Here is a 25,917-nt window from a genome sequence, read left to right on the forward strand (position 1 = left end):
GAGGACGAAGCTCAGTCATGGTCGAACTGATACGCACCCTGGTCGAAGCGCTCACCCAAGGGCTTCCGGGACTTCGGGGGATCCAGCAGGAGAAGCGGCGGCGGAAGCTCGGTGCCGAGTTGTTCATTCTCTATGTGCGGCTCAACGAGGCGATGCTGGCGGCGGATCACATCGTGCGGAGCCTTGAGATCTACGTCCAGAGGATGGGGAGCCACATCGCGCGCGGAGACGACCGCTACGCGCTGACCGCGGGAAACTGGATTGTCGGCGATGTGCAGAAGCAGATCGTGAACCTCACCAGGATCTCCGGCCTGATGACCGAGCGCGGGGCCGCGTTGCAGATCATCAACCCCGATGCCTACAACGCGCTCCATCCCCTGCTCAGCGGAAAGTTCAACGGCCTGCGCGTACTGCTGGAGATCATGCGCTCCGGGGCGCTGCCGCTCGGCCCGACACAGGAAGACATCGCGAGGGCGACCGATTTCCGCGACCCGGCGCCGCGCGGCAGGCAGCACCACATGATGAGCCTGATGCACGAGCTGTCGCCCCAGTGGCGCGAGAGCGCGCTCACCACGTCCTCCGAGTGGGGACCTTCGACGTACGAGTGCGTGGTCCAGTACCTCCAGGAGCGCAAACCGCGCGAGCAGTTGACCGAGATCCGCACTGCCCTGGAGATGCTGCGTGCCGCGCTGGAGGAGCACTTCACGATCACGGACGTGCTGCTCGAAGTCGGGGACTCGCGCCTGGGATCCGGTTCCGGCGGCTTCATCGACTGACGGTCGGCCGGGACGGCTCACAGCGCGGCCCCGTCGGTGAATCGTCGCTACGGCAGGGGAGTTCGAGGGTGCCGACGGGCTCCACGGGCAGGTCGGCCGGCAGCTTGGCCGTTCCCAGGAACCGGCGCGACGCCTGCGGCAGGGGCCGCATTTCCCGTACCGCTTCGGGACGGACCTCGTAGCGCTTGGGCCCGGTGTCGGGAGCGCAGGCCGAGCGGGCCAGGGCCCAGGCCGTAGCGCCGCCTGCTCCACGGAGGCGGTGGGCGCCGCGGAGCACCAGGCCGACCGCGACCGCGAGCGGGAACATGACCCGAGGGGCCAGTGCGGACGATCCGTTTCACCGTCGTACGACATCGGGCCCTCCTCCCCGTGAGCGACAGCGCTCCCCTATCGGAACCATAGTTCCTTTACGGGGGTTCAGCGTGCTACCTTCGTGGCGTAACGGAACCATAGGCCCGTTAACCGACGGCCCCGTACGGCCGCGACACCCACAAGGAAGTGCCATGTCCACAACCGCACGTGCGGCGGAGCCGGCCGCTCCCGCTCTCGAAGCCGCTCCCCAACACCTCACCGGACGACTGAAGTTGGTCCTCGCGGTGCTTCTGGTCGCGCAGTTCATGCTCGCCGTGGACTTCTCGATCCTGAACGTGGCGCTGCCCGCGATCGGCGACGGGCTCGGGTTCTCGCTCGCCGACCTGCAGTGGATCGCCACCGCGTTCGCGCTGTCCGCCGCCGGGTTCACCCTCTTCTTCGGCCGCATCGGCGACCTCGTCGGCCGGAAGAAGATCTTCATCGGGAGCCTCGCGCTGCTCGGGATCTCCTCGCTCGCCGGCGGGCTCGCCCAGAGCCCCGAGGCGCTGCTCGCCGCCCGCGTCGCACAGGGACTCGCGACGGCCGCCGCCACTCCGGCGGGACTGTCGCTGCTGACGACGTCGTTCGCCGAGGGGCCGTTGCGGCAGAAGGCGCTGGGCGTCAACGGGGCGTTGATGTCGGCGGGGTTCACCACCGGGGCCGTCCTCGGCGGCGTACTGACCGACCTGCTCTCCTGGCGGTGGGCGTTCTTCATCAACGTGCCCGTCGCGCTCGCCGTCGTACTGATCGCCCCGACCGTCATCAAGGAGTCCCGGCCCGCCGCCCGGCCGAGGCTCGACCTGCCCGGCGCGCTCACCGTCACCCTCGGGCTACTCGGTCTCGTCTACGGGCTCACGCAGGCGGGCGAGTACGGCTGGACGCATCCCCGCGCACTGGTCGGGCTCGGCGCCGGTGCGGTGTTCCTGGTGGCGTTCTTCCTGGTCGAGCGGAAGGTGGCCGAGCCTCTCGTGCCGTTGCGGACGCTCGGGCGGCCCACCGTGGCCTGGGGCAACGCGCTGGGCCTGCTCGCCTTCGTCACCGAGACCTCCCTCGTCTATCTGCTCACCCTGTACCTGCAGAAGACGCTCGGTTTCTCGCCGCTCGCGGCCGGGATCTCCTTCGGGGTCCTGGGCATCGGCACCGTCGTCGGCGGACTGGCCGCGCCGAAGGTGATCGCGCGGACGTCGACGCTGACGGCCCTGGTCGCCGGCGGTGTCGTGCAGACCGTGTTCACCGCCGCGCTCCTCTTCCTCGGTGCGACGACCGGGGGCTCCCTCGCCCTGCTGCTGCCCGCCACCTTCTTCGGCGGCATCGGCAACATGCTCGTCATCGTCGGCTTCATGGTCACCGCGACCAGCGGGCTGCCGGACGCCGAACAGGGCCTGGCCACCGGCCTCGCCTCGATGTCCCAGCAGGTCGGCATCACCCTGGGCACGCCGGTCATGTCCGCCGTCGTCACCGCCTCGACCGCCGGTGTGGCCACCGCGTCCGCCGTCCACCACGGGGTCACCGTGGCCATCGCCGTCAACGCCGCGCTGGTCCTGCTCGGCGTCGCCCTCGCGGCCCTCTTCCTGCGCCCCCGGACGGGCACGTCGTCGGACCGGCTCCGCGCTTGAGTTCCTGGGACACCCCGAGGAGCGCAAATCAGGCATAAGGCTTAAACTCGGGCACGTCGCACACGCTGAAGCAGCCTCGGAGGAGTGCCCCATGAGCAATCTGTTCGTCGTCGCGTACAACGACCTCGCCACCGCCAACCAGGTCCGCGACAAGGTCCTTTCGATGACCCGGGAGCACCTCGTCGAGCTGGAGGACATCGTCGTGGTCGAGCGGCGGGAGAGCGACGGGAAGATCAAGCTGCATCAGGCCGTGAACCACACCGCGACCGGCGCCGCGGGCGGCGCGCTGTGGGGCGGGGTCATCGGGATGCTGTTCCTGGTGCCGTTCCTCGGCGCGGCCGTGGGGGCCGCCGCCGGTGCCGCCGGTGGTGCCGTGACGGACACCGGGATCAACGACAACTTCATGAAGGAGCTCAGCCAGAACCTGCGGCCGGGCGCCGCCGCCGTGTTCGCGCTGGTGAAGCAGGCCGCGCAGGACAAGGTCGTACCGGAACTCGCCGCTTTCGGCGGCCAGTTGGTGCAGACCTCGCTGAACACCGAGGAAGAGGAGGCCCTGCGCGAGATGGCGCAGGCCGCTCAGCAGAAGGCCCGGCAGCAGGAGAAGGTCCAGCAGGATCGCGCCCAGGAGAACGCTCAGGGCGCCGGGGCCTGACGGACCTTCACCGGAAGGGCAGTTCGCTCGGGCGCTCGGTGATCTGCCGGGCGACGAGCGCCACCTTCAGCTGATGGGACCGGGCATACCGTCGTAACCGCTCGAACGCCTCGTCCAGCGGGATGTCGTAGCGGGCCGAGACGATGCCCTTGGCCTGTTCCACGACGACCCGGCTGGACAGCGCGTGCTCCAACTGGCCCGCCAGGACCCGGCTTTCGGTCACCTCGCGCTGGAGCGCGAGGGTGTGCGCGGCGGCTTCGGCGAAGAGGCGGGCCAGAGCCAGGGCCCGCTCGTCGAGGCGGCGCCCCTGGGCGTCGAACAGGACGAGCGCACCCGTCGGCCCGCCTTTCGCGGGCAGCGGCAGCGCGGTGATCCGGCCGTGGCCCAGCGCCTTGACGCGCGCGGTCCAGCGCGGCCAGCGCACACGCGTGGGCGCCGTGGTCACGTCCACGTCTATGAGGGCGCAGCCGGTGGTACGCGCGTCGTGGCCGGGACCCTCCTGCCATGCGGTGGCGTCCTCCTCCAGACCGCGCAGGTCGAGGACCGTGCCCTCCGTCTGGACGGCCCGGCCGGCCGCGGAGAGGTAGTGGACGCTCGCACCCCGGGCGCCGAACAGCTTGCTGCCGCCGTCCACCAGGGCGGTCAGCAGGTTCTGGGTGTCGAGCGGGTCGCGGGCGGCCTCGCCCGTCAAACGGGCGAAGATCAATGCGAGTTCCTGCTCATCCAGCGCCACGGTACGAACCCTCCTCAGCCGAGTTTGAGTTGCCGGTTGACGATATCGGCCGCCACATCGCCGATGGCGCGTCCATCGGCGAACGCCCGCGCTTTGACCATTTCCAGTGCATCGTCGACGGAACAGTCGAGCTGCACGGCGACCACTCCAGCCGCCTGGTGCACCACGGCCCGGTAGTCGATGCCGCTGAACAGGGCGGCGACGGCGTCCCCGTCGAGCAGCACGCTGCGCGTCAGCGCGTCGGCTATCCGGCTGAAAAGCACCGTGGACGCGGCCTCCCGGGGCGGGTCGAAGACCGCGAGAGCGCCGATGCACTCACCGGGCGCCTCCAGCGGCACCGCCACCACCTGGCCGATGCCGAGCGCGGCGAGGGCCGGGCCGTACCCGGGCCAGCGACCGCTGAGCGCGGCACCGGACGCCTCGACCGGCGCACGGGCCTCGACCGCGTCCTGCACCGGCCCCTCCCCCAGGACGTACTCCAACTCCTGTGCGTCGCTGGAGGACTGGTCGGAGGACGCGGTCGCCACCTGATGGTGGTCGTTGTCGACGAGGGTCACGGCGACACTGCGCGAGCCGCAGGCCTCGGCGACGCCGGTCATGAACAGTGGCAACGGCCCGCCGACCCAGCGGCCGACCCGGCGGGCGTGCGCCTCCAGGAGTTCCGCGGCGACCTGATGACGGGAACCGGTGGTGCGGTGAACCCCGGCGAGCCGCTTGAACGTGAAGTCGGCGCTTCCCCCCGACATCGAGTCGTAGCGCTCCGCGATCCGGAACGCGCGCTCGGCACTCGCCCGCGCGCGGGCGGCGCGCTGCCAGGCCACCGCGGCCTGCGCGGGCAAGTCGCCCCTGAGGTCCATGCCGTCAGCCTACGCCCCCAGGATCGTCCGCACCCGGGCTACGCCCTTCTTCCATCAGAAGGACCACGCCTCCGCGGTGGCCGCCGAAGGGACTGCACTGCACGCTGCAACTCATGCTGCGGCCGAGGCGGTTGACCGCGCTGATGTCCACGGGAGTGCCGCGCTTGCCGGTCCTGACGCAGTCCTCCACCACGGCGCGCAACGACTGCGTGGGCAGCCCGAAGTCCAGCCCGAAGAAGGGCTCGTCGAGCACTTCGTCCTGGCGCAGGCCCCACAGGTCGGCGGCGCCCCGGTTCCAGCTCTTGACGTTGAGGTCCTTGTCGAGGACGACGACGGCGGCCGCGATGGAGGTGAGGACGCCCTCCAGGAAGGAGCGGGCCTCGTCCAGCTCCTCACTGCGGATCCGCATCTCCTCGTTCATGGTCTCCAGTTCCTCGTTCCCGGACTGGAGTTCCTCGTTCGTCGTCTCCAGCTCCTCGTTGGTCGACTGGAGTTCCTCGTTCGTCGTCTCCAGCTCCTCGATGGAGGACTGGAGTTCCTCGTTCGTCGTCTCCAGTTCCTCGTTCGTGGACTGGAGTTCCTCGTACGCCGTCTCCAGGTCCTCGCGTACGCGCTTGACCTCGGCCTTGAGCTGGGTGGCGACGGTGACGTCGGTGAACGTGATGTTGGTGGCGGCGGGCAGTCCGCCGCTGCCGACGAGCGGCTGGACCAGGATGTCGAAGAACTGGACGTCCTCGCCGACCCTGCGCTCCGCCCCGTTGACCCGCAGGCTGCGGCGCTCGTGCGTGGCCTGGTCGATCAGGGAGCGCAGTTCGACCGGGCGGTACGAGATCTCCAGGTCCTGGAAGGGACGGCCGATGTCGTTGGCGGTCAGGCCGAACTGGGCCCGGGCGTGATTGTTGATGAGGACGACCAGTCCCTCGGAGTCCACGGCGAGGCCGGCGCCGGGCGCGGCGTCGAGGATGAGGTCGCGCAGCTGCCGGCTGCGCGCCACGCTCTGCAGTTCGCCGATGCCGCCGGGGCGCAGCTTCAGCGGGGCGGGCTGGTAGGGCGTGCTGGAGCCGCCGGGGCGGCGGCGGAACATGCGCTGGCGCATGCTGATGACGTCGAACCGGTCGGCGTCGTTGAGCAGCATCTCCGCCTTCCCGAGGAACAGGAAGGCGTTCTCGCGCAGCGCGAAGTGGAACCGGTCGACGATCTGGGTCTGCGCCTCCACGTTGAAGTACATCAGCGTGTTGCGACACACCAGCAGGTCGAGCCGGGAGATGGGGGCGTCGCGGGTGATGTCGTGGCGGCCGAAGATGACCCGGCGGCGCAGGTCGGAGCGGAAGCTGAACTGCGAGCCGTTCTGCTCGAAGTACTTCTCGCGCAGTTCGGAGGTGAGCGGCTCCAGGGTCCTGGCCGGGTAGAGGCCGGACCGGGCGTCGCGCAGCGCCTCGTCGTCGATGTCGGTGCCGTAGATCTTCACCCGCTGAAGGGCCTCGTCGAGGCCGAGGGTCTCCGCGAACATGATCGCCAGCGAGTACGCCTCCTCGCCGCTGGAGCAGCCCGCGCTCCAGACCCGGATCTCGTCCTCGGGGCCGAGCGAGGAGAGGATCTCGGGGACCACCTCGTGCTGGAGGTAGGTCCAGGCGTCGGTGTCCCGGAAGATCGAGGTGACGTTGATGAGGATCGTGTTGAACAGCGCGCCGAACTCGTCGGCGTTGGTCTCCAACTGGTCGCGGTAGTCCGCGTAGTTGTCGATGCCGACGTCGGACATGCGCTTGCGGATCCGGCGTCCCAGCGACGAGCGCTTGTATCCGGTGAAATCAAAACCACGGGCGTCCCGCAGGAAGCCGAGCAGCTCCTCGAGCCCCTCGTCCGTCTCCGCGTCGCGCGGCGCCTCGCTCATCGTTGCCTACCTACTGTCTTCACCTGTCGACCAGTCCCCGGATCACCGCGGGAATCTCCTCCAGAGGTAGCACGAAGTCGACCGTCCCGGTGCCCATCGCCGCCTCCGGCATGCCTCCGAATTCCGCTGTCCCCGGATCCTGGGCGATCACGGTACCGCCACGTGACTTCACGGCGTCCACGCCCATCGCGCCGTCGTTCCCGGTGCCGGAGAGGACGACGGCCACGGCGCGGGCGCCGTAGGACCCGGCGACGGACTCGAACAGAAGGTCGGCGGAGGGGCGCAGGAAGTGGACGAGTTCGCTCTGGGAGAGCGAGAGGGATCCGTCGGCGCCGACCAGGAGGTGCCGGTCGGGCGGTGCGAGGTAGACGGTGCCCGGGCGGGCCGTGTCGCCCTGCTCGGCGAGTTTGACGTCCAGGCCCGTGCGGCGGTCCAGGATCCCGGCGAGGACCGTGCGGTGCCGGGGATCCAGGTGCTGGACGACGAGGACGGGGAGCGGGAAGTCCGCGTCCAGACCGCCGAGCAGCACGGTCAGGGCGTGGATGCCGCCGGCCGACGCCGCGACGGCGACGACCTGGAAGCTGTCGGAAGCAGGAGGCTCGGACTGCGGCATATGACTCAGATTACCGCTCCGGACCTGCCGCGCGCAGGTGTCACAGGCCCGGGTTCGCGGTCAGCACACCGTCGGCGACGGCGCGGCGCAGGGCGGTGTGGTCGCGGGCGGTCTGATCCGCGTAGCGCAGGGCGAAGGAGGCGACGGCGCGGTCGAAGGTGTCCGCGCCGCCCAGGTAGGCCGCGATGGCGATGCGGTCGCCGGAGCGGGCGTGGGCCCGGGCAAGGGCGGTGCCGCACAGCCGGGCGTAGGCGAGGAGTTCGTCCGGGGGCATGCCGGCGACGTCCGCCGAGCCCTTCATGTCGCGCAGTTGCCGCCAGTAGAAGGCGCGGCCCTGCGGACCCGTCATCCAGCCGAGGAAGATGTCGCCCGCGGCCTGCATGAGGCGCTGCCCGGAGACGACGCGGTGGCCGGGGTGGAGGGGGGCGCCGGCCTGGGGCACGTACTCCTCGACGACCGAGCGCGTCGCCTCCTTGATCTGGAGGAAGAGCGGGTCGTCGGTGTCGCGTCCGGCGAGCAGCACGATGAAGCAGCGGGTGCCGACGCTGCCGACGCCGACCACTTTGCGGGCGGCGTCCACGAAGCGGTAGCGGTCGAGGAGGCGGCGGCGCTCCTCGGCGAGCGTGGAGCGGTAGTCGCCGAACATCTTGCGGATCGCGGCGGCGTCGGAGACGCCCGCCGGTTCGAGCAGCGGCGGGTCGTGGACGATGCGGCGGCGGCCGTCCGGGGTGGTCTCCGTGAGTTTGGCCAGCGCGTGCAGGCTGGTGCGCCGGGTGGCCTGGGCGAGGGTGTGCTCGGCGCGGGCGCGGTGGCGGGCGGAGCGGACCAGGGGCAGCAGGTCGTGGGCGTCTATTCGCTCGTACCAGACGGCGAGTTCACCGAGGGCGGCCAGGCGCCGCATGGTGGTGCGGTACGCGGTCGTGCCCGCCCGCGCGGCCTGGTGGGCCTGCTTGTCGCTGTGGCCGTTGTCGCGGGCGGCGACGGCGACGGAGGCGGCGAGCCGTTTCACGTCCCACTCGAAGGGGCCGGGGCAGGTCTCGTCGAAGTCGTTCAGGTCGAAGAGCAGGGCGCGTTCGGGCGAGGCGAACAGGCCGAAGTTCAGCAGGTGCGCGTCGCCGCAGAGCTGGACGGTGAGGTCGGTGTGCGCGCCGGTCGCGAGGTCGCCGGCCATCACGGCGGCGGCGCCCCGCAGGAACGCGAACGGGCTCGCCGCCATCCGCCCGTACCGGATGGGCAGCAGCTCGGCGAGGCGGTCGGCGCCCTGCCGTTCCAGGACCACGACGGGGTCGACGCGGTCGGCGGACGGGATCCAGGGTCCGTGCGAGGAGCGGGGGGCGCGCTTGCGGGCCCGTCTTCCGTGGGCGGCGCGTTCGTCGGGGCTGCTCATGCGTGCGCGCCCCGCCGGTCAGTGGCGCAGCGCGCGGGCCACGTCGGCGGTGACGTCGCCGTCGAGGGAGCGGTTGGAGCGGGCCGTGGCCGTCTTGGAGGCGTCTGCACCGACGTCGTTCACCGTGACCACGACGGTGTCGAGCAGATTGCCGCTCTTGTCGCGGAAATCGACCTGGACCGCGTACGACTTCTTGTCCGACTGGCCGTTGTCGACCGTGACCGGGACCGTGGCGCGGCCGCCGTCGGTCGAGACGTCGCCGAGCTTCACGTCGCCCTTGGCGTTGACGCCCCCCTTGATGTCGTCGAGCTTCTTGCCCGCCTCGGCCGTCGCGGAGGCGACCACGTCGGAGCCGCGGGAGGCGGCGGAGGACGCGGCGGACGCGGCCTTCGACGCCGCTCCGGAGGGGCTGGTGTCGCTGTCGGAGCAGCCTGCCGCGGCCAGGGCCAGCGCCACCGCGGCCACCGCCGCGCCCGTCGCCCGTACACCGTTTCGCCTGTCAGTCATCCCGAACACCTCCGCTCGACGGTTACTCCTCCCGGTCGACCCAGTCAACGGCCGCCGGGGGCGGGGCCGCATGCCCAGTACGGCAAACGGGTGGCCGCTGCGGAAGGATGGACGCCATGAGTCCTACGACGGCTGCGCCGGTCCGGCACATCGGCGACGAGGAGCGGCGGCTCCGGCTGGCCCGCGCGCACCGGCTCTCCCCCGCGGCCCGGGCGGCGGCGCCGCTGGAGGTGGCGCGGTCCCTGGTGGCGCTGCACGGCACGGACCCGGCGACGGTGTACCTGGCGGTCGGCGCGCGGCTCGCCGACGCGACGGGGACGGTCGCCGGGGTCGAGGCGGCGCTGTACGAGGACCGGTCGCTGGTGCGGATGCACGGGATGCGGCACACCGTGTTCGTGTTCCCGTCGGAGCTGGCCGCGACGGTGCACGCCTCGACGGGGCTCGCGGTCGCGGCGAAGGCGCGGGCCGGGCTGCTCAAGGACATGGTGAGCGGCAGCGACGGGCGGCTCACTCCCGAGTGGCTCGCGGAGGTGGAGGCGTCGGCGCTGGCCGCGCTGGAGCGGCGCGGGCAGGCCACGGTCGCCGAACTGACCGCCGAAGAACCGCGGTTGAAGGAGTCCTTCACCTACGGCAGGGGCCGGAGCTACGAGGCGCCGCACACCGTCTCGTCGCGGCTGATGAGGGTGCTGGGGGTCGAGGGGCGGGTGGTGCGGGGGCGGCCGCTCGGCTCCTGGACCTCGACGCGGTTCCGCTGGGCGGTCGCGCCGCCGCACCCCGAACTCCCGGTGGCCGAGGCCCAGTCGGAGCTGCTGCGGCGCTGGCTCGCGGTGTGCGGGCCCGCCACGGAGGCGGATCTGAAGTGGTGGACGGGGTGGAAGGTGACGGATGTGCGCAGGGCGCTGGCCGCGGTGGGGGCGGTGGTGGTGTCGCTGGACGGCGGCGGCGCCGGGTACGTCCTCGCGGACCGGGTGGCCGCTCCGGCCGGTGACGCGGAGCCCTGGGCGGCGCTGCTGCCCGGGCTCGATCCGACGGCCATGGGGTGGCAGGAGCGGGACTGGTACTGCCCGCCCGCCGTGCGCTCCGCGCTCTTCGACCGCAGCGGGAACATCGGGCCGACCGTGTGGTGGAACGGGCGGATCGTGGGCGGGTGGGGGCAGCGGGACGGGGGTGAGGTGGTGTGGCGGTTGCTGGACGAGTCGGGTGGGGGCGCTGCCGCGCGGGCGGTCGCGGCGGAGGCCTCACGGCTCACTGCGTGGCTGGGCGGGGTGCGGGTGACTCCGCGTTTCCGGACGCCTCTGGAGCGGGAGCTTTCGGGGTGATGTCGGGGGGTGCGTGGTCGGGTGCGGCTCTCGTCGTGGCTGGTCGCGCAGTTCCCCGCGCCCCTGAAGGCATGCGCTGCGCGCAGCCTTCCCCAGGGGTGCGGGGAACTGCGCGGCCAGCCCTCACCGGGGCCGCAGAGGAGGGACGACGCGAAAGCCCCGCCGGGTCGAGGCCGGCGGGGCCGTGGCGTGCGGGTCAGCGGGAGTAGCGCATCAGCGCCCGCACCATGTGACACGTCGTGTCGGACGGCGGATGGATGCCGACGAGCTCGGCCGTGGCACGGATCCTACGGTTGTGGGCCTGCTGAGGAAGGTAGACGCCGGAGTCGAGCAGGGCGATCGCCAGCCGCATGGCCTTGAGGCGACGGTTGTGCGTGATGTACCAGTCGCGGGGCTGCCCCGCGGGCAGCGCCTTCTTCGCCAGTGGTGTGTACGGAAGGTCGATCAGCATGGGTGCGGCAGCGGGCACGGGCATCCTCCTGTCGCGTTCTCAAGAGCCCCCGAAGCTCTCGAACACTGCTTCTATTCTACTGCTCGCCACTGACAAAAGCCGCTGGCCAAGACCCAGTTGACGGTGTCCCTCGCGTACCGTTGGCCCCATGGAAATCTGGATCAACCCGGCCTGCTCGAAGTGCCGCGGCGCGCTCTCGCTGCTCGACGCGGAGGGCGCCGACTACACCGTCCGCCGGTACCTGGAGGACGTCCCCGCGCCCGACGAGATCCGGGCCGTGCTCGACCGGCTCGGACTCGAACCGTGGGACATCACCCGCACCCAGGAGGCCGTCGCGAAGGAGCTCGGCCTCAAGGAGTGGGCGCGCGACGCGGCCGCCCGGGACACGTGGATCGAGGCCCTCGCCGCGCACCCGAAGCTGATCCAGCGCCCGATCATCACCGCCGACGACGGCACCGCGGTGGTGGCCCGCAGCGAGGAGGCGGTACGGGACGCGCTGGGTCGGGGCTAGCCGGCTCGGGCATCGCATACGAGATCACGGGCAGTCCGGCGCCCCTCGCGGCCCCGGTAACACGGGGTTCACGAACGGGCAACGGACGGGAAATCGCCCGTTGACATGCTTCCGGCCAGAAAGAGACCCGCTCCTAGAGGATGTGGCCCCGTGACGTTCAAGGCTGAGTACATCTGGATCGACGGCACCGAGCCGACGGCCAAGCTTCGTTCGAAGACGAAGATAATCGCCGGCTCGCCGGACGGCCTGGACGCGCTGCCGATCTGGGGCTTCGACGGGTCGTCCACGAACCAGGCCGAGGGCCACGCCTCGGACCGCGTCCTCAAGCCCGTCGCCGTGTACCCGGACCCGATCCGCGGCGGCGACGACGTTCTCGTCATGTGCGAGGTCCTGAACATCGACATGACCCCGCACGAGTCGAACACCCGCGCCGCGCTCGCCGAGGTCGAGGCCGAGTTCGGCGCGCAGGAGCCGATCTTCGGCATCGAGCAGGAGTACACGTTCTTCGAGGGCGACCGCCCGCTCGGCTTCCCGGTCGGCGGCTTCCCCGCCGCGCAGGGCGGCTACTACTGCGGCGTCGGCACCGACGAGATCCACGGCCGTGACGTCGTCGAGGCGCACCTCGACAACTGCCTGAAGGCCGGTCTCGGCATCTCCGGCATCAACGCCGAGGTCATGCCCGGCCAGTGGGAGTTCCAGGTCGGCCCGCTCGCCCCGCTGGAGGTCTCCGACCAGCTGTGGGTGGCCCGCTGGCTGCTCTACCGCACCGCCGAGGACTTCAAGATCTCCGCGACCCTCGACCCCAAGCCGGTCAAGGGCGACTGGAACGGCGCGGGCGCGCACACGAACTTCTCCACCAAGGCGATGCGCGAGGGCTACGACGCGATCATCACCGCGTGCGAGTCGCTGGGCGAGGGTTCCAAGCCGCTCGACCACGTCAAGCACTACGGCGCCGGCATCGACGACCGCCTCACCGGCCTGCACGAGACCGCCCCGTGGAACGAGTACTCGTACGGCGTCTCGAACCGCGGCGCCTCGGTCCGCATCCCGTGGCAGGTCGAGAAGGACGGCAAGGGCTACATCGAGGACCGTCGTCCGAACGCCAACGTCGACCCGTACGTCGTGACGCGCCTCCTCGTCGACACCTGCTGCTCCGCGCTGGAGAAGGCCGGCCAGGTCTGAGGAACGGCTGAGTTTCGGCCATGAAGCGCTCGAGGGCGTCCGCATCTTGTGCGGGCGCCCTCTCTTTCGCGTACTCCATCTGCTTCAATACGGGTATGGCCAGCTTCCAGAACCTCAGCGCGCGGGGTCGTCGTCACGACCTCGAGCCGTTCTGGCCTTCCCGCCAGCACCACGACTTCGACCGGGTGTGTTGCCGCGTGTGAACGCGCAGGCCCTCTAAAGCCGCCGCTCCCCAGTGAGCAGGACGGCCTTCGGTCCGCGCGCATGACGTACGTCCTCCCTGACGGCTTCTCGCGCGAAGGTTGACCACTCATGGCTCACGCCCGCTCCCTCTCCGTTGCCCCCTCCCCCGCCCGTACCCGGCTGCGTGCCGTCGGCAGCGACGAGGTGGACCGCCTGGTCGATGTGTCCGAGTTCCTGCCGCCGGGCGCCACGCTGCTGCCCGCGCCCGCACACACCCTGCCGACCCTGCCGGGCAACCCGCCGATGATCGGCTACCTGGTCCTCGTACCGGCCGACCAGCAGCCGCTGCTGCCGCCCAGGCCCGCCGTCGCGGAGCCGGTCCGGCAGGACGGCGACGCGCTCATCGGCATCGACGGCGCCGAGCGCACCGCCAGCGTCGACGGACGGCAACTCGACCTGACCTACCTGGAGTTCGAGCTGCTGGCGCATCTCGTCGCGCATCCGCACCGGGTGCACTCCCGCGACCAGCTGGTCACCACGGTGTGGGGCTACGGGCACGTCGGCGACGGCCGCACGGTGGACGTGCACGTCGCCCGGCTGCGCCGCAAGCTGGGCGCCGAGCACCGCAAGGTGATCCAGACGGTGCGCCGGGTCGGCTACAAGTACGCGCCGCCCGCGGGCCGCTGAGCCCCGTGCGCCCGTCACCCGCCCGGGGGTAGTGCTGGCTACACCCCCGGGACGGGTGCCCGTGCTACTGCCCCGGGCCGCCGCGGCGGCCACACTGTGAGGACAGCGGGACGGGCAGTGGGACGGACGGCGGAGCGGGACGGGGTGCGGGATGGGTGCGCGGGTGCGGAGTGCTGTCGGGGCAGGGATGCGGGGGCTGTTGCTGGCCGCGGTCGGGCTCGCCGGATCGATCACGTTGTTCGTGCTGTCCGTCGTCTCGCTCGTCCTCATAGTGGTGGGGATCGGGGCCCTGACCACACCCTGGATCCTCACCCTCGTCCGGCACTGGGCGAACTGGCGGCGGGTGGCCGCCGCCGAGTGGTGCGGGGTGCGCATACCGGCGGCGTACCGGCCGTTCCCCGACGATCTGCGCGGCGGGATCGTCGGGCAGTTGGAGCGATGCCGGCTGATGCTCGGCGATCCGGCGACCTGGCGGGATCTGCGGTGGCTGCTCGCCGACATGACGGCCGGGTTCGTGACGGCACTGCTGCCCGCGACGCTGATCCTCTATCCGCTCGAGGGATACGCGCTCGCGGCCGGCCTGTGGCGGGTCTTCACCGACGGCTCCCGTGTCGGCTGGTGGTACGGGTTCGTGCCGATCAGCGGTGAGGGCTCAGCCCTGCTGGCGGCCCTGCTCGCGACGGCGCTCCTCGCCACCGGGCTCCGCACCGCCCCCGCCCTGCTGCGGGTGCACTTCCTCCTGACGCGGTCCGTGCTGGCCCCGGCGGACGGTGAACTCGCGGAGCGGGTGCGGGTGCTGACCGAGACGCGGCGCGACGCCGTGGACACCTCGGCGGCCGAGCTGCGCCGCATCGAGCGCGATCTGCACGACGGGGCACAGGCCAGGATCGTCGCGATGGGCATGGATCTGGGCACGATCGAGGCGCTGGTCGAGAAGGATCCGGCCAAGGCGAAGGAGCTGCTCGCGCGGGCCCGGCAGTCGTCCGCCGACGCGCTCACCGAGCTGCGCGACCTGGTCCGCGGCATCCATCCGCCGGTGCTCGCCGAGCGCGGACTCGGCGACGCCGTGAAGGCGCTGGCGCTGCGGCTGCCCGTCGCGACGGAGGTGGAGGTGGAGCAGGCCGGGCGGGCCGAGGCGCCGGTGGAGTCGGCCGCGTACTTCGCGATCAGCGAAGCGCTGACGAACGCGGTGAAGCACGCGGGCGCGGACCGGATATGGGTCGACATCAGCCACACCGACGGCCATCTGCGCATCGCCGTCACCGACAACGGCAGGGGCGGCGCCGTGCTCCGGGACGGCGGCGGGCTCGGCGGGGTGGAGCGCCGGCTCGCTACATTCGACGGTGTCCTCGCCGTCAGCTCCCCCGCGGGCGGTCCGACCATGGTGACCATGGAGATCCCGTGCGTGTAGTCCTGGCCGAAGACCTGTTCCTGTTGCGGGACGGGCTCGTGCGGATGCTTGAGGCCTACGACTTCGAGATCGCGGCCGCCGTGGAGAGCGGGCCCGAACTCACCAAGGCGCTGGCGGAGTTGGCGCCGGACGTCGCCGTCGTCGACGTACGGCTGCCGCCCTCGCACACCGACGAGGGGTTGCAGTGCGCGCTCGCCGCGCGGCGGGCGCGGCCCGGGCTGCCGGTGCTGGTGCTGTCCCAGCACGTGGAGCAGTTGTACGCGCGCGAGCTGCTGGCGGACGGGAACGGCGGGGTGGGGTACCTGCTGAAGGACCGGGTGTTCGACGCGGAGCAGTTCGTCGACGCGGTGCGGCGGGTGGCCGCGGGCGGCACGGCGATGGACCCGGTGGTGATTCAGCAGTTGCTCGCGCGGCGGGCGGTGCGGGAGCCGTTGGGCGGGCTCACTCCGCGCGAGCTGGAGGTTCTGGAGCTGATGGCGCAGGGCCGGTCGAACGCGGCGATCGCGGCGCAACTGGTCGTCACCGAGCGGGCGATCGCGAAGCACACCTCCAACATCTTCACGAAGCTGGACCTGGCGATCTCGGACGACGACAACCGCCGAGTCCTGGCAGTCCTGGCCTACCTGGACCGAGCCCTGTAGGGGCGCGGGGAACTGCGCGAGAAGCCCCACCGGGCCGCACCCGCGAACGACGCGGCACGGCAGACTGCCCAAGACGGGGGGAGGCAAAATCACGGGCTCCGTTGAACGCGCGGGCCCACCGTTGCGTACGTAGACCCATGGGACGCACCTCACGGAAAAGGCGCTCATCGCTGGCGACGCGCATGACCATCGCGTCGGCCGCACTGCTCCTGGGCGGAGGTGGGCTGGTAGCGGTGAACGTCTACGCGCAGGCCCACGAAGAGAACTCCGCGGACACCGGACAGCAGAGCGGCAGCGGCGTCGTAGCGAAGACGACCACCATCGACTGCCCGGACGTCGGCACCGCGCTGCCCGACGTGCCGGACGGCGCCCGCGGCCGGGTGGACGGCGAACTGGCCGCCATGGACACCCAGATCACCCAGGCCTTCCAGCGCCTCGCCCAGAACCGGGACGCCGCCGCCCAGGACCCCGGCTGGGTCCAGAACAGCGTCCTGGGCCCGCTGAAGGCGAAGCGCGGCGCCGCGCTGGACCGGATCGGGCAGGACATCCGGCGCTCGGGCGGCAGCGCGCCGCAGGGGCTCGGCGGGATGGCGCAGTGCACCCAGCGCGCCACGGACGACAACGGCGGCGACTCCCCCGCCCCGGCCGCCCCGCCGTCCGCGGACCCCGCCGGCGGCGCCTCGGCGCCCGCCTCCGCAGCCCCGCCCGCCGCCTCGGCACCCCCGCAGCAGGGCGGCGCCACGGGCGGCCCGGTGGCGGACGACTTCCAGGACATCACCAAGGTCCAGCCGAACGTGCAGCAGGCCAGGAACGGCCGCGGCGCCTCGACCGGCACCTTCACCACCGCGTGCGGCACCAACGCCAACAAGCTCCGCAACAGCGACAACGTGATCGTCGCCCCCGGTGTCACCAACGGCGCGCACCACATGCACGACTACGTCGGCAACCAGAGCAACAACGCGTTCGCCAGCAACGACACCTTCGCGGGCGCCGCCACCAGCTGCCGCAACCAGGGCGACAAGTCGACGTACTACTGGCCGGTGCTGCGCGTGCAGGACGGCACGCAGGAGGCCGACGCGAACCAGGACGGCGGCGGCAAGGAGGGGAACGTCGGCAAGATCCTCCAGGTGCGGAAGGCGAGCATCAAGTTCGTCGGCAGCCCGCGCGGCAAGGTCGTCGCGATGCCGAAGTTCCTGCGGATCATCACCGGTGACGCCAAGGCGTTCACCAACGGCACCGCGAACGCCAACGCACACTGGAGCTGCACCGGCTTCGAGAACCGGCAGCTGACCGACAAGTACCCGATCTGCCCGCGCGGCAGCCAGGTGGTGCGCAGCTTCAAGTTCCAGAGCTGCTGGGACGGCCAGAACATCGACAGCGCCAACCACCGCACGCATGTGGCGTTCGCCGACGCGCAGGGCAACTGCCCGGCCAATTTCAAGGCGATCCCGCAGCTGACGATGCGGCTGGTGTACGACGTGCCGGCGCCGAGGATCGCGAACGGTCAGGTGAAGAACCCGTACGCGGTCGACGGCTTCCCCGAGCAGCTGCACAAGCCGGTCACCGACCACGACGACTTCATCAATGTCTTCTCCGACCAGTTGATGCAGCGGGCGACGAACTGCATCAACCGGGGCGACCGGTGTAACTGACCGGCCGCCCCTCCCGGCTGCTGCGCGGCCGGTTCAGTGGTGACCCGTGTGCCCGGAACCGGGCGCCTCCTCGTGACCCCCACCACCGCTACTCCCCGAGTGGTGCGAGGAGACCCGCTCCACGGTCCCGCCGAGCCGGCCGCGCAGCTTCGTCACGACCGCGTCCGGGCCGACCACGATCCACTTGCGGCCCACGAGATAGTCGCCGCCGTAGTCGTCGGCGATGTCCAGCCACTCGGTCTGGCCGCGGTCGGTGGCGAAGGTGGCGAGAACGTAGCGGCCGGTGCCGGCGCCGCAGGTGGCCTGGCGCAATTCCGCGGCATCGGTCTGGACCTCGGGGTCGCAGCCCGCGCGGCGGGCGATCTGCTCCAGCGTCCCGGTGGCCGTTCGGGGGATCTTCGGTGCGTCGCCGTGGGCTCCGCCCGTGGTGCATCCGGCCGCGGCCGCGGCCAGTACCGCCCCTGCCACCAGCAGCTTCCTCATCGCGCTCTCCTGTCCGGTAGTGACCGGCGGTACGCCTGGTTCCCGCCAGCTCCGTGCGCACCGTTGAGCACGGACCCGCGCCCGGTTAGCGTGCGCCGCACCATCCGTGACGCACAGGGGGTAGCAGGTATGTCCGCGCCAACGCGACGCACGGTCATCGGCACGGCAGGTGCCATCGGTCTCGGCTCGGCCCTGGGAGTGGGGCTCGGCGCACCGGCCGCACATGCCGCTCAGGCCCTTGATACGTCGGCGGCGCGCGCCGCGCTCAAACGGCTGCTCCCGCACCACGCGGACCAGTTCCGGCTCACCCTGGTCCCGGCGCGGGACGGCGCGGACCGTTTCCGGGTGTCCGGGACACGGGGCCGCGTCGAGGTGTACGGGACGACCCCCGCGACCCTGCTCGCCGGCGTCCACTGGTACCTGAAGTACACGTGCGGGGCGCAGATCGCCTGGAACGGCAGCCAGCTCGGCCTGCCCCAGCGGCTCCCGGCGCCGTCCCGGCCGCTGGAGAGAGCGACGTCGCTGCCGCACCGGTTCGCGCTGAACGACACCAACGACGGCTACACGGCGCCGTTCGCCGGCTGGTCGTACTGGGAGCGCGAGCTGGACGTCCTCGCGCTGCACGGCTGCAACGAGGTGCTGGTCATCGCCGGCATGGAGGCCGTCTACCACCGCGTTCTGAAGGACTTCGGCTACAGCGACGAGGAGTCGCGGGCCTGGCTGCCCGCCCCCTCCCACCAGCCGTGGTGGCTGCTCCAGAACCTGTACGGGTACGGCGGCCCGCTCTCGGCCGAACTGATCGCCGAACGCGCCGCGCTGGGCCGGAAGATCACCGACCGGCTGCGCGAGCTCGGCATGCGGCCGGTCATGCCCGGCTACTACGGGCACGTGCCGAAGGACTTCGTGGAGCGCAACGGCGGGGACGCGCACGTCGTCCCGCAGGGCGTCTGGCACGGCTTCCAGCGGCCCGACTGGCTCGACCCGCGCACCGAGTCGTTCGCGAAGGTCGCGGACTCCTTCTACGGGCATCAGCGGGACCTGTTCGGCGACATCGACGCGTTCAAGATGGACCTGCTGCACGAGGGCGGCACCGCGGGCGACGTGCCGGTGCCGGACGCGGCGCGCGGGGTGGAGACGGCGCTGCGGAGGAACCGGCCGGGCGCGACCTGGGTGATCCTCGGCTGGGAGGCGAACCCGCTGCCCGCGCTGATCGACGCCGTCGACAAGGAGAAGATGCTGATCGTCGACGGCGTCTCGGACCGGTACACGTCGGTCACCGACCGGGAGAAGGACTGGGCGGGCACCCCGTACGCGTTCGGCACCATCCCGAACTTCGGCGGCCGCACCACGATCGGGGCCCGTGCGCACATCTGGCAGGAGAAGTTCTTCGCCTGGCGCGACAAGCCCGGCAGCGCGCTCGCGGGCACGGCGTACATGCCCGAGGGCACCGACCGCGACCCGGCCGCCTTCGAGCTGTGGTCCGAACTGGCATGGACGGACGGCGGCCTGGACCGGGCACGCTGGTTCGCCGGGTACGCCGACTTCCGGTACGGCGGCCGGGACAAGGACGCCCGCGCCGCCTGGCAGGCGCTGCACGAGACGGCGTACCAGCACAAGGCGGTGGAGCGCTCCGACCCGCACGACTCGCTGTTCGCCGCCCGCCCCGACCTGTCCGCCGACCGCGCCGCCTACTACGCGCCGCGTGCCCTGGCCTACGACCCGGCCCGCTTCGACGCCGCGCTCACCGGGCTGCTCGGGGTATCGGCCGGGCTGCGCGGCAGCTCCGCGTACAAGTACGACCTGGTGGACGTCGCCCGGCAGGCCCTCGCGCACCGCAGCCGCCAGCTGCTGCCGCAGCTGAAGGCGGCGTACGCGGCGGAGGACCAGGCGACGTTCAAGGCGCTCGCCGCACTGTGGCTGAAGCTGATGCGGCTGTCGGACGACGTGACGGGCACCCACCCGGCGTTCCTGCTCGGCCCGTGGATCCAGGACGCCCGCGACCTGGCGACGAGCGCCGCGGAGCGCGCCGAGTTCGAACGCTGCGCCAAGGTGCTCATCACGGTGTGGGGCGACCGGGCCACCTCCGACCCGGGCAATCTGCACGAGTACGGCAACCGCGACTGGCACGGCCTGACGGCCGACTTCTATCTGCCGCGCTGGCAGAAGTGGCTCGACGAGCTCCAGGACGCGCTGGCGGCGGGGCGCGAGCCGGCGGCGGTGGACTGGTTCGCGTTCGAGGAGCCGTGGACGCGGGAGACCAAGGACTATCCGCTGCGCCCGTACGGCGACGCGTACCGGACGGCCGCCCGGGTCCGTGACGTGCTGGCGGCCGCCCCCTACCAGGGTTCCGTGACGGTCACGGCGGAGCCGCCCGCGTTCCCGCCGAACGGGCACGCGCGCGTGGCCGCCACCTTCCGCAACGTCAACGGGCTGCGCGCCACGGGCCGCGTCGACTTCACCCTGAAGGGCATCGACGCCGAGCCGGAGGGCGCCACCCACCTCCGCGGCGTCGCCCCGGCGGGCACGGGCACGGTGGCCTGGCGGGCGAGCGCACCCGCCGCCCCGCTCGACAAGCCGCTGCGCCCGCTGCCGTACGAGATCGACGTCGCCTACGGGCCCGCGGGCGCGGACCGGATCACCGCCGTGCACCGGGGCACCCTGTTCGAGGCGGGGCCGCTGGACGAGGGCTGGAAGACGTACACCGACAACGGCGCCTTCTTCGGGCAGTTGGGGGACGCCTTCGCGATCGACGGCGGCGGCGCCGACCTGTGGAAGGGCACGACGGAGTTCGGGACGGTGTACCGGCCGGGCGCCTTCGGGGACGGTACGTCGGTGGTGCTCCGCGTCGACGGCCAGGACGTGACCGGCGCCTGGGCGCGGGCCGGGATCATCGTGCGCAACGCGCTGGCCACGCCCGGCTCGGCGGGCTTCGTCAATCTGTCGGTCACGCCGTCGAACGGTGTCGTCCTGTCCTACGACACGAACGGTGACGGCACCCTGGACACGTACAAACGCATCACCGGGATCAAGGCCCCGGTGCTGCTGCGGCTGACCCGCGCCGGGGGTTCCGTCACCGGCGCGTGCTCGACCGACGGCGGCACGACCTGGCGGACCGTGGCCACGGCGGCCCTGACGGGCGCGGCGGCGGCGCAGGACGTGGGCCTGTTCATGAGCGCGACGAACGGCGGGAACGGGGCACGCGGCACCGTGGAGTTCAGCGGCTGGCGGCTGACGTAGCGGATCGCGGGGCTGTGACCATCCCATGATTCGCTCGTTCAGCTGAACGTGCAGTCAAAGGTGCAGCAATCCGAGCCCTCGTCCCCCGCCGCACCCGCCCCGGCCGACGTGATCGACGTCGAGCAGGCGGAGGCGGCCCTGGTGGAGCACTATCCGCGCCTGGTCCGGCTCGCCTATCTGGTGCTGCCGCCGGGCCTGGGCCGCAACCGCCGGGTGCTCACCGCCCACTCCGTCGCGCAGCGGGCGCTGCCCCGCGGCCGGACGGCGCCCGCGCCGACGGCCGGCGGCGACCCGGGCTACGCGTACGTACGGCTGCGGGTGCTGCGCAGCGCGCTGGAGGCCGGGCTTCCGCTGCGCCGCGCGGCCTGGCCCAAGCGGGCCCAGCTGCCGCCGCTGCTGCCGCAGGTGTGGGGGCTGCGGCTGTTCCCGAAGTCCGGGGGCGCCGATGAACTCGCCCTGGACCAGCGGCTGTCCGCGCTCGACGGCCCGGCGCGCGCGGCGTACGTGCTGCGCGGCCTGGAGCGGCTCGACGACTCCGCGATCCGTACGACGCTGCTGGCCGCGGGCTGCACCCCCGACGTCGTCGCGACGGCGCTGGGCACGGCGGCGACCGTCGAGGCACAGCCCGCGCTGCTGGCCTCCCCGGAGTTCGACCCGTGCTCGCTGCACGCCCGCCCCACCGACCTGATGCGCCGCCGCCAGCACGCGAAGGCGGCCGTCGCCGGGCTCGCCGCGGTCGTGGTGTGCGGGGCGCTGCTCGGGCTGCCCGGCGGCGAGAGCTGGGGGCCCGACGGCGCGGCGGCGCCCCCGTACGCCCTGAACCCGGCGGGGCAGGCCGCGCTGGATCCGGCGAAGCTGACGCGGGTGGCCCCGACGGCCTGGGAGAGCTCCCCGCGCACCGACTTCTCGGTGTGGCCCGCGCGCGGGGCGCTCACCGGCGACAAGGACCTGTTGCGCCGCGCCCTCGCGGTGTGGGCGCGGCCCGGCGGTTCCGTGCGGGTCTCGGCGACGCCCGGCACCGCCGCGGGGGCGCCGCCCGGACCGGCCCAGCTGCTGTACGCGGGCGAGATCGACCAGGCGCGCGTCGTCCTCCTCTTCGACGGTCTGCGCGTCGTCCGGTACGCGGAGCCGAAGGACGGGACGAGCGGCGCCGCCCTCGACTTCGCCCGGGTCGACGGCGCGGACGCCGCGCAGTCGGGCGCCGTCGTCCTGGACCGCTCCGACGGCAACGTCCGCTATCTGACGGCGCCCTGGGTGACCGCCGCGTCCGTCCACGATCTGCTGAAGCCGGACGCGGCGGCCCAGAAGCTGTCCCGTTCGGCGGACGGCACCACCGCGCCGTTCGCCGGCCCGGCCCTGTCCGGGTCCTGTACGTCGTGGAACGCGCTGGCGCTGACCGACGCCACCGGCACCCGGCTCACCTCCGACCTGGGCGAGCTCGTCCCCGCGCGGCTCACCACGGGCCGCCCGGACGCGCCGCACGACTCGGCGCCCGCCGACTGGGCGGCGACCGCCTGCTCGCTCGCCGCGGCCCGCTCGCACGGGGTGCGCTCGGTCAACTCCTGGTCGTACGCGGAGCAGCCGCTGCCCGAGGCCAACGGCACCGCGCAGTGGGTGTGCACCCGCGCCGAGACCTGGCAGGGCGGCAGCCCGCGCACCCTCACCCTGTTCCGCACCCCGGGCGCGACGGCCTCGGTGGTCGCCGCGAAGTCGCAGACCTCACCCGCGTGCGGCGCCCGCGACCCGCTGGTCCTGGCCGGGGTCCGCTGGAAGTCGCGGGCGGGGGTCTGGTACCTCGTCGCGGCGGGCAGCAAGAAGGTCGACTCCGTGACGGCGGCGGGTTCCACGGTGCCGGGGAATCTGCTGGCGGTGAAGGTGGCGCGGGGTGCGAAGGTGTCACTGACCGGGAGCACGGGAGGCGGCGGCAAGGTGACGACGCTGAAGTGAGGTCCCCGGCGGACCCCTTGCTGACGATCACGTAAAGAAAGTCGCCGCAAAGGGCTGTACCCCCACGTCTACCCGTCAGTACATTGACGCCATGTCTAATACGCGCGTCACGCTGAAGGCACGCCAGGTGTCCTTCGCCTGGGACAAGACCCCGCTGCACTGGCTCCCGGACGACCCGTTCGCCACGCACACCATCAATGTGCTGCACCTGCTCCTGCCGGCCGGTGAGCGCTGGTTCGTGCACGTGTACAAGCAGGTCCTGCCCCTCATACGGGACGACCGGCTGCGGGAGGACGTCATCGGGTTCATCGGCCAGGAGGCCATGCACTCCCAGGCCCATGACGAGGTGCTGCCGCACCTGCGCGAGCAGGGTCTCGACCCGACGCCGTACACGGCCCAGGTGGACTGGTTCTTCGAGAAGCTGCTCGGCGACCGGACGCTGCCGCCGGGCAGGGCGCGCGAGTGGTGGCTGATGGAGCGGGTCGCGCTGATCGCGGCGATCGAGCACTACACGGCGTTCCTCGGCGACTGGGTGCTGAACGCCGACGAGCTGGACCGGCGGGGCGCCGACCCGACCATGCTCGACCTGCTGCGCTGGCACGGCGCCGAGGAGGTCGAGCACCGCTCGGTGGCCTTCGAGCTGTTCGAGCACCTGGACGGCGGCTACCGGCGCCGGGTGCGCACCTGGGCCACCGCCTTCACGGCGCTGGTCTTCCTGTGGCAGCGCGGCGCGCGGTTCTTCATGGAGAACGATCCGACGCTGGTCGACGGCAAGGCCTCCTTCAAGGACTTCTACCGGGGCGGCAAGCAGGGCGTGCTGCCGTCGACCGGGGCGATGATGCGGTCCATACCCCGCTATCTGAGCCGTGGTTACCACCCGGAGCAGGAGGGCGACACCGCGCAGGCCGTCGCCTATCTCGCCGCCTCCCCCGCGGCGACCGCCGCCGAAGCCCGTACCGCCGCCCGGACCGGAGCCGCCGGATGAACACCCGCACGCTGACCAGGGCCGCCCTCGTCACGGGCGCCGCGCTCGTCGTGCGGCGCGCGCTGCGCCGCCGGGTGCGGATGTCGCCGCTGTGGCCGATGCCCGCCCTGGAGGAGCCGGTCTCGGGGCGGCCGCGGGCCCGGGCGCTGCGGCTGACCGTCACACGCCACGAGGAGTTGGCCGACGGTGTCGTCCAGCTCCGCCTGGAGGGCCGCGAGCTGCCCGCCTGGCAGCCGGGCGCCCACCTCGACCTGGTGCTGCCGTCCGGTCTCGTCCGGCAGTACTCGCTGTGCGGCGACCCGGAGGACTCCTCGTCGTACACCGTCGCCACCCGGCTGATCCCCGAGGCCGAGGGCGGGCGCGGCGGATCGCGCGAGGTGCACGAGCAGCTGCGCGAGGGCACGGAGATCGAGGTGCGCGGGCCGCGCAACCGCTTCGCGCTGGACGCCGACGCGCCCGCCTACCTGTTCGTCGCGGGCGGCATCGGGATCACGCCGATCCTGCCGATGCTGCGCGAGGTGGAGGCGCGCGGCGCCGAGTGGCGGCTGTTGTACGGGGGCCGTGGCCGGGCCTCGATGCCGTTCCTGGAGGACGTGGCCAAGCTGGGCGGGGACCGGGTGGAGGTCGTCGCCCAGGACGAGGCGGGGCTGCCCGACCTCGGCGCCGCGCTCACCGCCACCGCGCCCGGCACCGCCGTCTACTGCTGCGGGCCCGAGGGGCTGATGGCGGCCGTGGAGGCGGCGCTGCCGGAGGGCCGGACCCTGCACCTGGAGCGGTTCGCGCCCCGCAACACCGCCGACGGCAACGGCCCGTTCGAGGTGGAGCTGCGCCGCAGCGGCAAGGTCGTCGACGTGTCCGCCGGGTCGACGGTGCTCGCGGCGGTCCGCGCGGAGGTGCCCGGCGTGGCGTACTCCTGCGAGCAGGGCTTCTGCGGGACGTGCCAACAGCGGGTCCTGGAGGGCGAGATCGACCACCGTGACGAGCTGCTCACCGACGCCGAGCGGGACGGCTCGATGCTGATCTGCGTGTCGCGGGCGCGCGGTGAACGTCTGGTGCTCGACCTGTAGCGACCACCGGGGCGACCGGCGCGATCCGCTCGGTAGAGTGTTCGGTATGGCTACCGGGGTGCGGCGCAGAATGGGAGTCGAGGAGCGGCGACGGCAGCTGATCGGGGTCGCCCTCGAACTGTTCAGCCACCGCTCCCCCGACGAGGTCTCCATCGACGAGATAGCGGCCGCCGCGGGCATCTCACGGCCGCTGGTCTACCACTACTTCCCGGGCAAACTCAGCCTGTACGAGGCCGCGTTGAAGCGGGCCGCCGAGGATCTGGCGGAACGTTTCGAGGAGCCGCGCGAGGGGCCGCTCGGGGCTCGGCTGCTGCGCGTCATGGGCCGCTTCTTCGACTTCGTGGACGAGCACGGGCCGGGTTTCTCGGCGCTGATGCGCGGCGGCCCGGCCGTCGGCTCCTCCGCGACGAACGCGCTGATCGACTCCGTCCGGCAGGCCGCGTACGTGCAGATCCTGGCGCACCTGGGCATCGTGTCGCCGTCCCCGCGGCTCGAACTCGTCGTCCGGTCCTGGATCTCGCTGGCCGAGTCGACGGCGCTGATCTGGCTGGACGGGCGGCGCATTCCCCGGGGGGAGCTGGAGCTTCAGCTGGTGCACGATTTCGCGGCGCTGGCCGCTGTCAGCGCCGCGTACGACTCCGAGATGGCGGCGCTGTTGCGCCACCTTCTCTCCGGGGAGCCGGTCGACGGGCCGTTCGCCGAGTTGATCGGGCGGTTGTCCGGGTTGGTTGCTGCCTGAGTTCGGGTGCGGCGCCGTCGTGGCTGGTCGCGCGGTTCC

24 protein-coding genes are annotated in these 25,917 nt (G+C 72.2%); 15 read left to right on the forward strand and 9 right to left on the reverse strand.

Annotation, left to right across the window (positions count from 1 at the left end; all coding sequences use genetic code 11):
- The first annotated feature begins 17 nt into the window (after window positions 1-17).
- Window positions 18-776 carry a hypothetical protein gene (locus tag ABII15_RS11290; protein ID WP_353942162.1) on the forward strand — a complete coding sequence of 253 codons (759 nt, stop codon included), beginning with the start codon at window positions 18-20 and terminating at the stop codon, window positions 774-776.
- Here ABII15_RS11290 and ABII15_RS11295 read toward each other — a convergent pair.
- The gene (locus tag ABII15_RS11295) at window positions 766-1,083 is read right to left on the reverse strand and encodes a hypothetical protein (RefSeq protein ID WP_353942163.1); all 318 of its coding nucleotides are present in this window, start codon (window positions 1,081-1,083) and stop codon (window positions 766-768) included. The two genes, ABII15_RS11290 and ABII15_RS11295, sit on opposite strands and share 11 nt — an antisense overlap.
- Before the next feature lie 196 nt (window positions 1,084-1,279).
- On the opposite strand from ABII15_RS11295, the gene ABII15_RS11300 reads away from it, so the two are divergent.
- Together ABII15_RS11300 and ABII15_RS11305 are read left to right on the forward strand one after the other, a co-directional pair.
- The gene (locus ABII15_RS11300; RefSeq protein WP_353942164.1) at window positions 1,280-2,743 is read left to right on the forward strand and encodes an MFS transporter; all 1,464 of its coding nucleotides are present in this window, start codon (window positions 1,280-1,282) and stop codon (window positions 2,741-2,743) included.
- A 91-nt stretch (window positions 2,744-2,834) separates the two neighbouring features.
- The gene (locus tag ABII15_RS11305) at window positions 2,835-3,395 is read left to right on the forward strand and encodes a DUF1269 domain-containing protein (protein WP_353942165.1); all 561 of its coding nucleotides are present in this window, start codon (window positions 2,835-2,837) and stop codon (window positions 3,393-3,395) included.
- A 7-nt stretch (window positions 3,396-3,402) separates the two neighbouring features.
- Here ABII15_RS11305 and ABII15_RS11310 read toward each other — a convergent pair whose 3' ends face one another.
- The 6 genes from ABII15_RS11310 to ABII15_RS11335 are packed head-to-tail and all read right to left on the reverse strand — an operon-like array spanning window position 3,403 to window position 9,383.
- Window positions 3,403-4,128 carry a GAF and ANTAR domain-containing protein gene (locus ABII15_RS11310; protein WP_353942166.1) on the reverse strand — a complete coding sequence of 242 codons (726 nt, stop codon included), beginning with the start codon at window positions 4,126-4,128 and terminating at the stop codon, window positions 3,403-3,405.
- A gap of 14 nt (window positions 4,129-4,142) precedes the next feature.
- Entirely contained in the window at window positions 4,143-4,985 is an 843-nt protein-coding gene (locus ABII15_RS11315; protein WP_353942167.1) for a GAF and ANTAR domain-containing protein, read from the reverse strand.
- A 4-nt stretch (window positions 4,986-4,989) separates the two neighbouring features.
- A complete protein-coding gene (locus tag ABII15_RS11320; protein WP_353942168.1) occupies window positions 4,990-6,876 on the reverse strand; it encodes a CheR family methyltransferase in 1,887 nt (628 codons plus the stop codon).
- Window positions 6,877-6,895: 19 nt separating this feature from the next.
- Window positions 6,896-7,489: a chemotaxis protein CheB gene (locus tag ABII15_RS11325; RefSeq protein ID WP_353942169.1), complete on the reverse strand. Its 594-nt coding sequence runs from the start codon at window positions 7,487-7,489 to the stop codon at window positions 6,896-6,898.
- 40 nt (window positions 7,490-7,529) lie between these two features.
- The gene (locus tag ABII15_RS11330) at window positions 7,530-8,876 is read right to left on the reverse strand and encodes a DUF2252 domain-containing protein (protein WP_353942170.1); all 1,347 of its coding nucleotides are present in this window, start codon (window positions 8,874-8,876) and stop codon (window positions 7,530-7,532) included.
- An 18-nt stretch (window positions 8,877-8,894) separates the two neighbouring features.
- Complete coding sequence (locus ABII15_RS11335) at window positions 8,895-9,383, reverse strand: hypothetical protein (protein ID WP_353942171.1); 489 nt, start codon at window positions 9,381-9,383, stop codon at window positions 8,895-8,897.
- Window positions 9,384-9,499: 116 nt separating this feature from the next.
- Between ABII15_RS11335 and ABII15_RS11340 the strand changes: the two genes are divergently transcribed.
- The gene (locus ABII15_RS11340; protein ID WP_353942172.1) at window positions 9,500-10,702 is read left to right on the forward strand and encodes a winged helix DNA-binding domain-containing protein; all 1,203 of its coding nucleotides are present in this window, start codon (window positions 9,500-9,502) and stop codon (window positions 10,700-10,702) included.
- A gap of 196 nt (window positions 10,703-10,898) precedes the next feature.
- Here ABII15_RS11340 and ABII15_RS11345 read toward each other — a convergent pair whose 3' ends face one another.
- On the reverse strand, window positions 10,899-11,153 hold the full coding sequence (locus tag ABII15_RS11345; protein WP_353947024.1) for a hypothetical protein: 255 nt from the start codon (window positions 11,151-11,153) through the stop codon (window positions 10,899-10,901).
- A gap of 148 nt (window positions 11,154-11,301) precedes the next feature.
- Between ABII15_RS11345 and ABII15_RS11350 the strand changes: the two genes are divergently transcribed.
- The 6 genes from ABII15_RS11350 (at window position 11,302) to ABII15_RS11375 (ending at window position 17,420) form a co-directional block, all read left to right on the forward strand.
- On the forward strand, window positions 11,302-11,664 hold the full coding sequence (locus tag ABII15_RS11350; RefSeq protein WP_353942173.1) for an arsenate reductase family protein: 363 nt from the start codon (window positions 11,302-11,304) through the stop codon (window positions 11,662-11,664).
- Window positions 11,665-11,814: 150 nt separating this feature from the next.
- Window positions 11,815-12,846: a glutamine synthetase gene (gene glnII, locus ABII15_RS11355; protein ID WP_351457634.1), complete on the forward strand. Its 1,032-nt coding sequence runs from the start codon at window positions 11,815-11,817 to the stop codon at window positions 12,844-12,846.
- A gap of 312 nt (window positions 12,847-13,158) precedes the next feature.
- Window positions 13,159-13,716 carry a winged helix-turn-helix domain-containing protein gene (locus ABII15_RS11360; protein ID WP_353942174.1) on the forward strand — a complete coding sequence of 186 codons (558 nt, stop codon included), beginning with the start codon at window positions 13,159-13,161 and terminating at the stop codon, window positions 13,714-13,716.
- A gap of 151 nt (window positions 13,717-13,867) precedes the next feature.
- Window positions 13,868-15,127, forward strand: a complete 1,260-nt coding sequence (locus ABII15_RS11365) for a sensor domain-containing protein (protein ID WP_353942175.1) — start codon at window positions 13,868-13,870, stop codon at window positions 15,125-15,127.
- Window positions 15,118-15,768, forward strand: coding sequence for a response regulator transcription factor (locus tag ABII15_RS11370; protein ID WP_353942176.1), 651 nt, complete (start codon window positions 15,118-15,120; stop codon window positions 15,766-15,768). The genes ABII15_RS11365 and ABII15_RS11370 overlap by 10 nt, the downstream gene beginning before the upstream one ends.
- 137 nt (window positions 15,769-15,905) lie before the next feature.
- On the forward strand, window positions 15,906-17,420 hold the full coding sequence (locus ABII15_RS11375; RefSeq protein ID WP_353942177.1) for a DUF1996 domain-containing protein: 1,515 nt from the start codon (window positions 15,906-15,908) through the stop codon (window positions 17,418-17,420).
- A 33-nt stretch (window positions 17,421-17,453) separates the two neighbouring features.
- On the opposite strand, the gene ABII15_RS11380 is transcribed toward ABII15_RS11375, so the two are convergent.
- Complete coding sequence (locus ABII15_RS11380) at window positions 17,454-17,903, reverse strand: hypothetical protein (RefSeq protein ID WP_353942178.1); 450 nt, start codon at window positions 17,901-17,903, stop codon at window positions 17,454-17,456.
- 129 nt (window positions 17,904-18,032) lie between these two features.
- Here ABII15_RS11380 and ABII15_RS11385 point away from each other — a divergent pair, with 129 nt between their 5' ends.
- The 5 genes from ABII15_RS11385 (at window position 18,033) to ABII15_RS11405 (ending at window position 25,878) form a co-directional block, all read left to right on the forward strand.
- Window positions 18,033-21,140 (forward strand): alpha-N-acetylglucosaminidase, encoded by a 3,108-nt coding sequence (locus ABII15_RS11385; protein WP_353942179.1) that lies wholly within the window; start codon window positions 18,033-18,035, stop codon window positions 21,138-21,140.
- Between the two features lie 60 nt (window positions 21,141-21,200).
- Window positions 21,201-23,087: a hypothetical protein gene (locus ABII15_RS11390; protein WP_353942180.1), complete on the forward strand. Its 1,887-nt coding sequence runs from the start codon at window positions 21,201-21,203 to the stop codon at window positions 23,085-23,087.
- 91 nt (window positions 23,088-23,178) lie between these two features.
- On the forward strand, window positions 23,179-24,072 hold the full coding sequence (locus ABII15_RS11395; RefSeq protein WP_353942181.1) for a metal-dependent hydrolase: 894 nt from the start codon (window positions 23,179-23,181) through the stop codon (window positions 24,070-24,072).
- The gene (locus ABII15_RS11400) at window positions 24,069-25,139 is read left to right on the forward strand and encodes a PDR/VanB family oxidoreductase (protein ID WP_353942182.1); all 1,071 of its coding nucleotides are present in this window, start codon (window positions 24,069-24,071) and stop codon (window positions 25,137-25,139) included. The genes ABII15_RS11395 and ABII15_RS11400 overlap by 4 nt, the downstream gene beginning before the upstream one ends.
- Window positions 25,140-25,185: 46 nt before the next feature.
- Window positions 25,186-25,878 carry a TetR/AcrR family transcriptional regulator gene (locus ABII15_RS11405; protein ID WP_353942183.1) on the forward strand — a complete coding sequence of 231 codons (693 nt, stop codon included), beginning with the start codon at window positions 25,186-25,188 and terminating at the stop codon, window positions 25,876-25,878.
- The last annotated feature ends 39 nt before the right edge of the window (window positions 25,879-25,917 follow it).

Origin of the sequence: Streptomyces sp. HUAS MG91, from assembly GCF_040529335.1 — a bacterium.
Classification (GTDB): domain Bacteria; phylum Actinomycetota; class Actinomycetes; order Streptomycetales; family Streptomycetaceae; genus Streptomyces; species Streptomyces tabacisoli.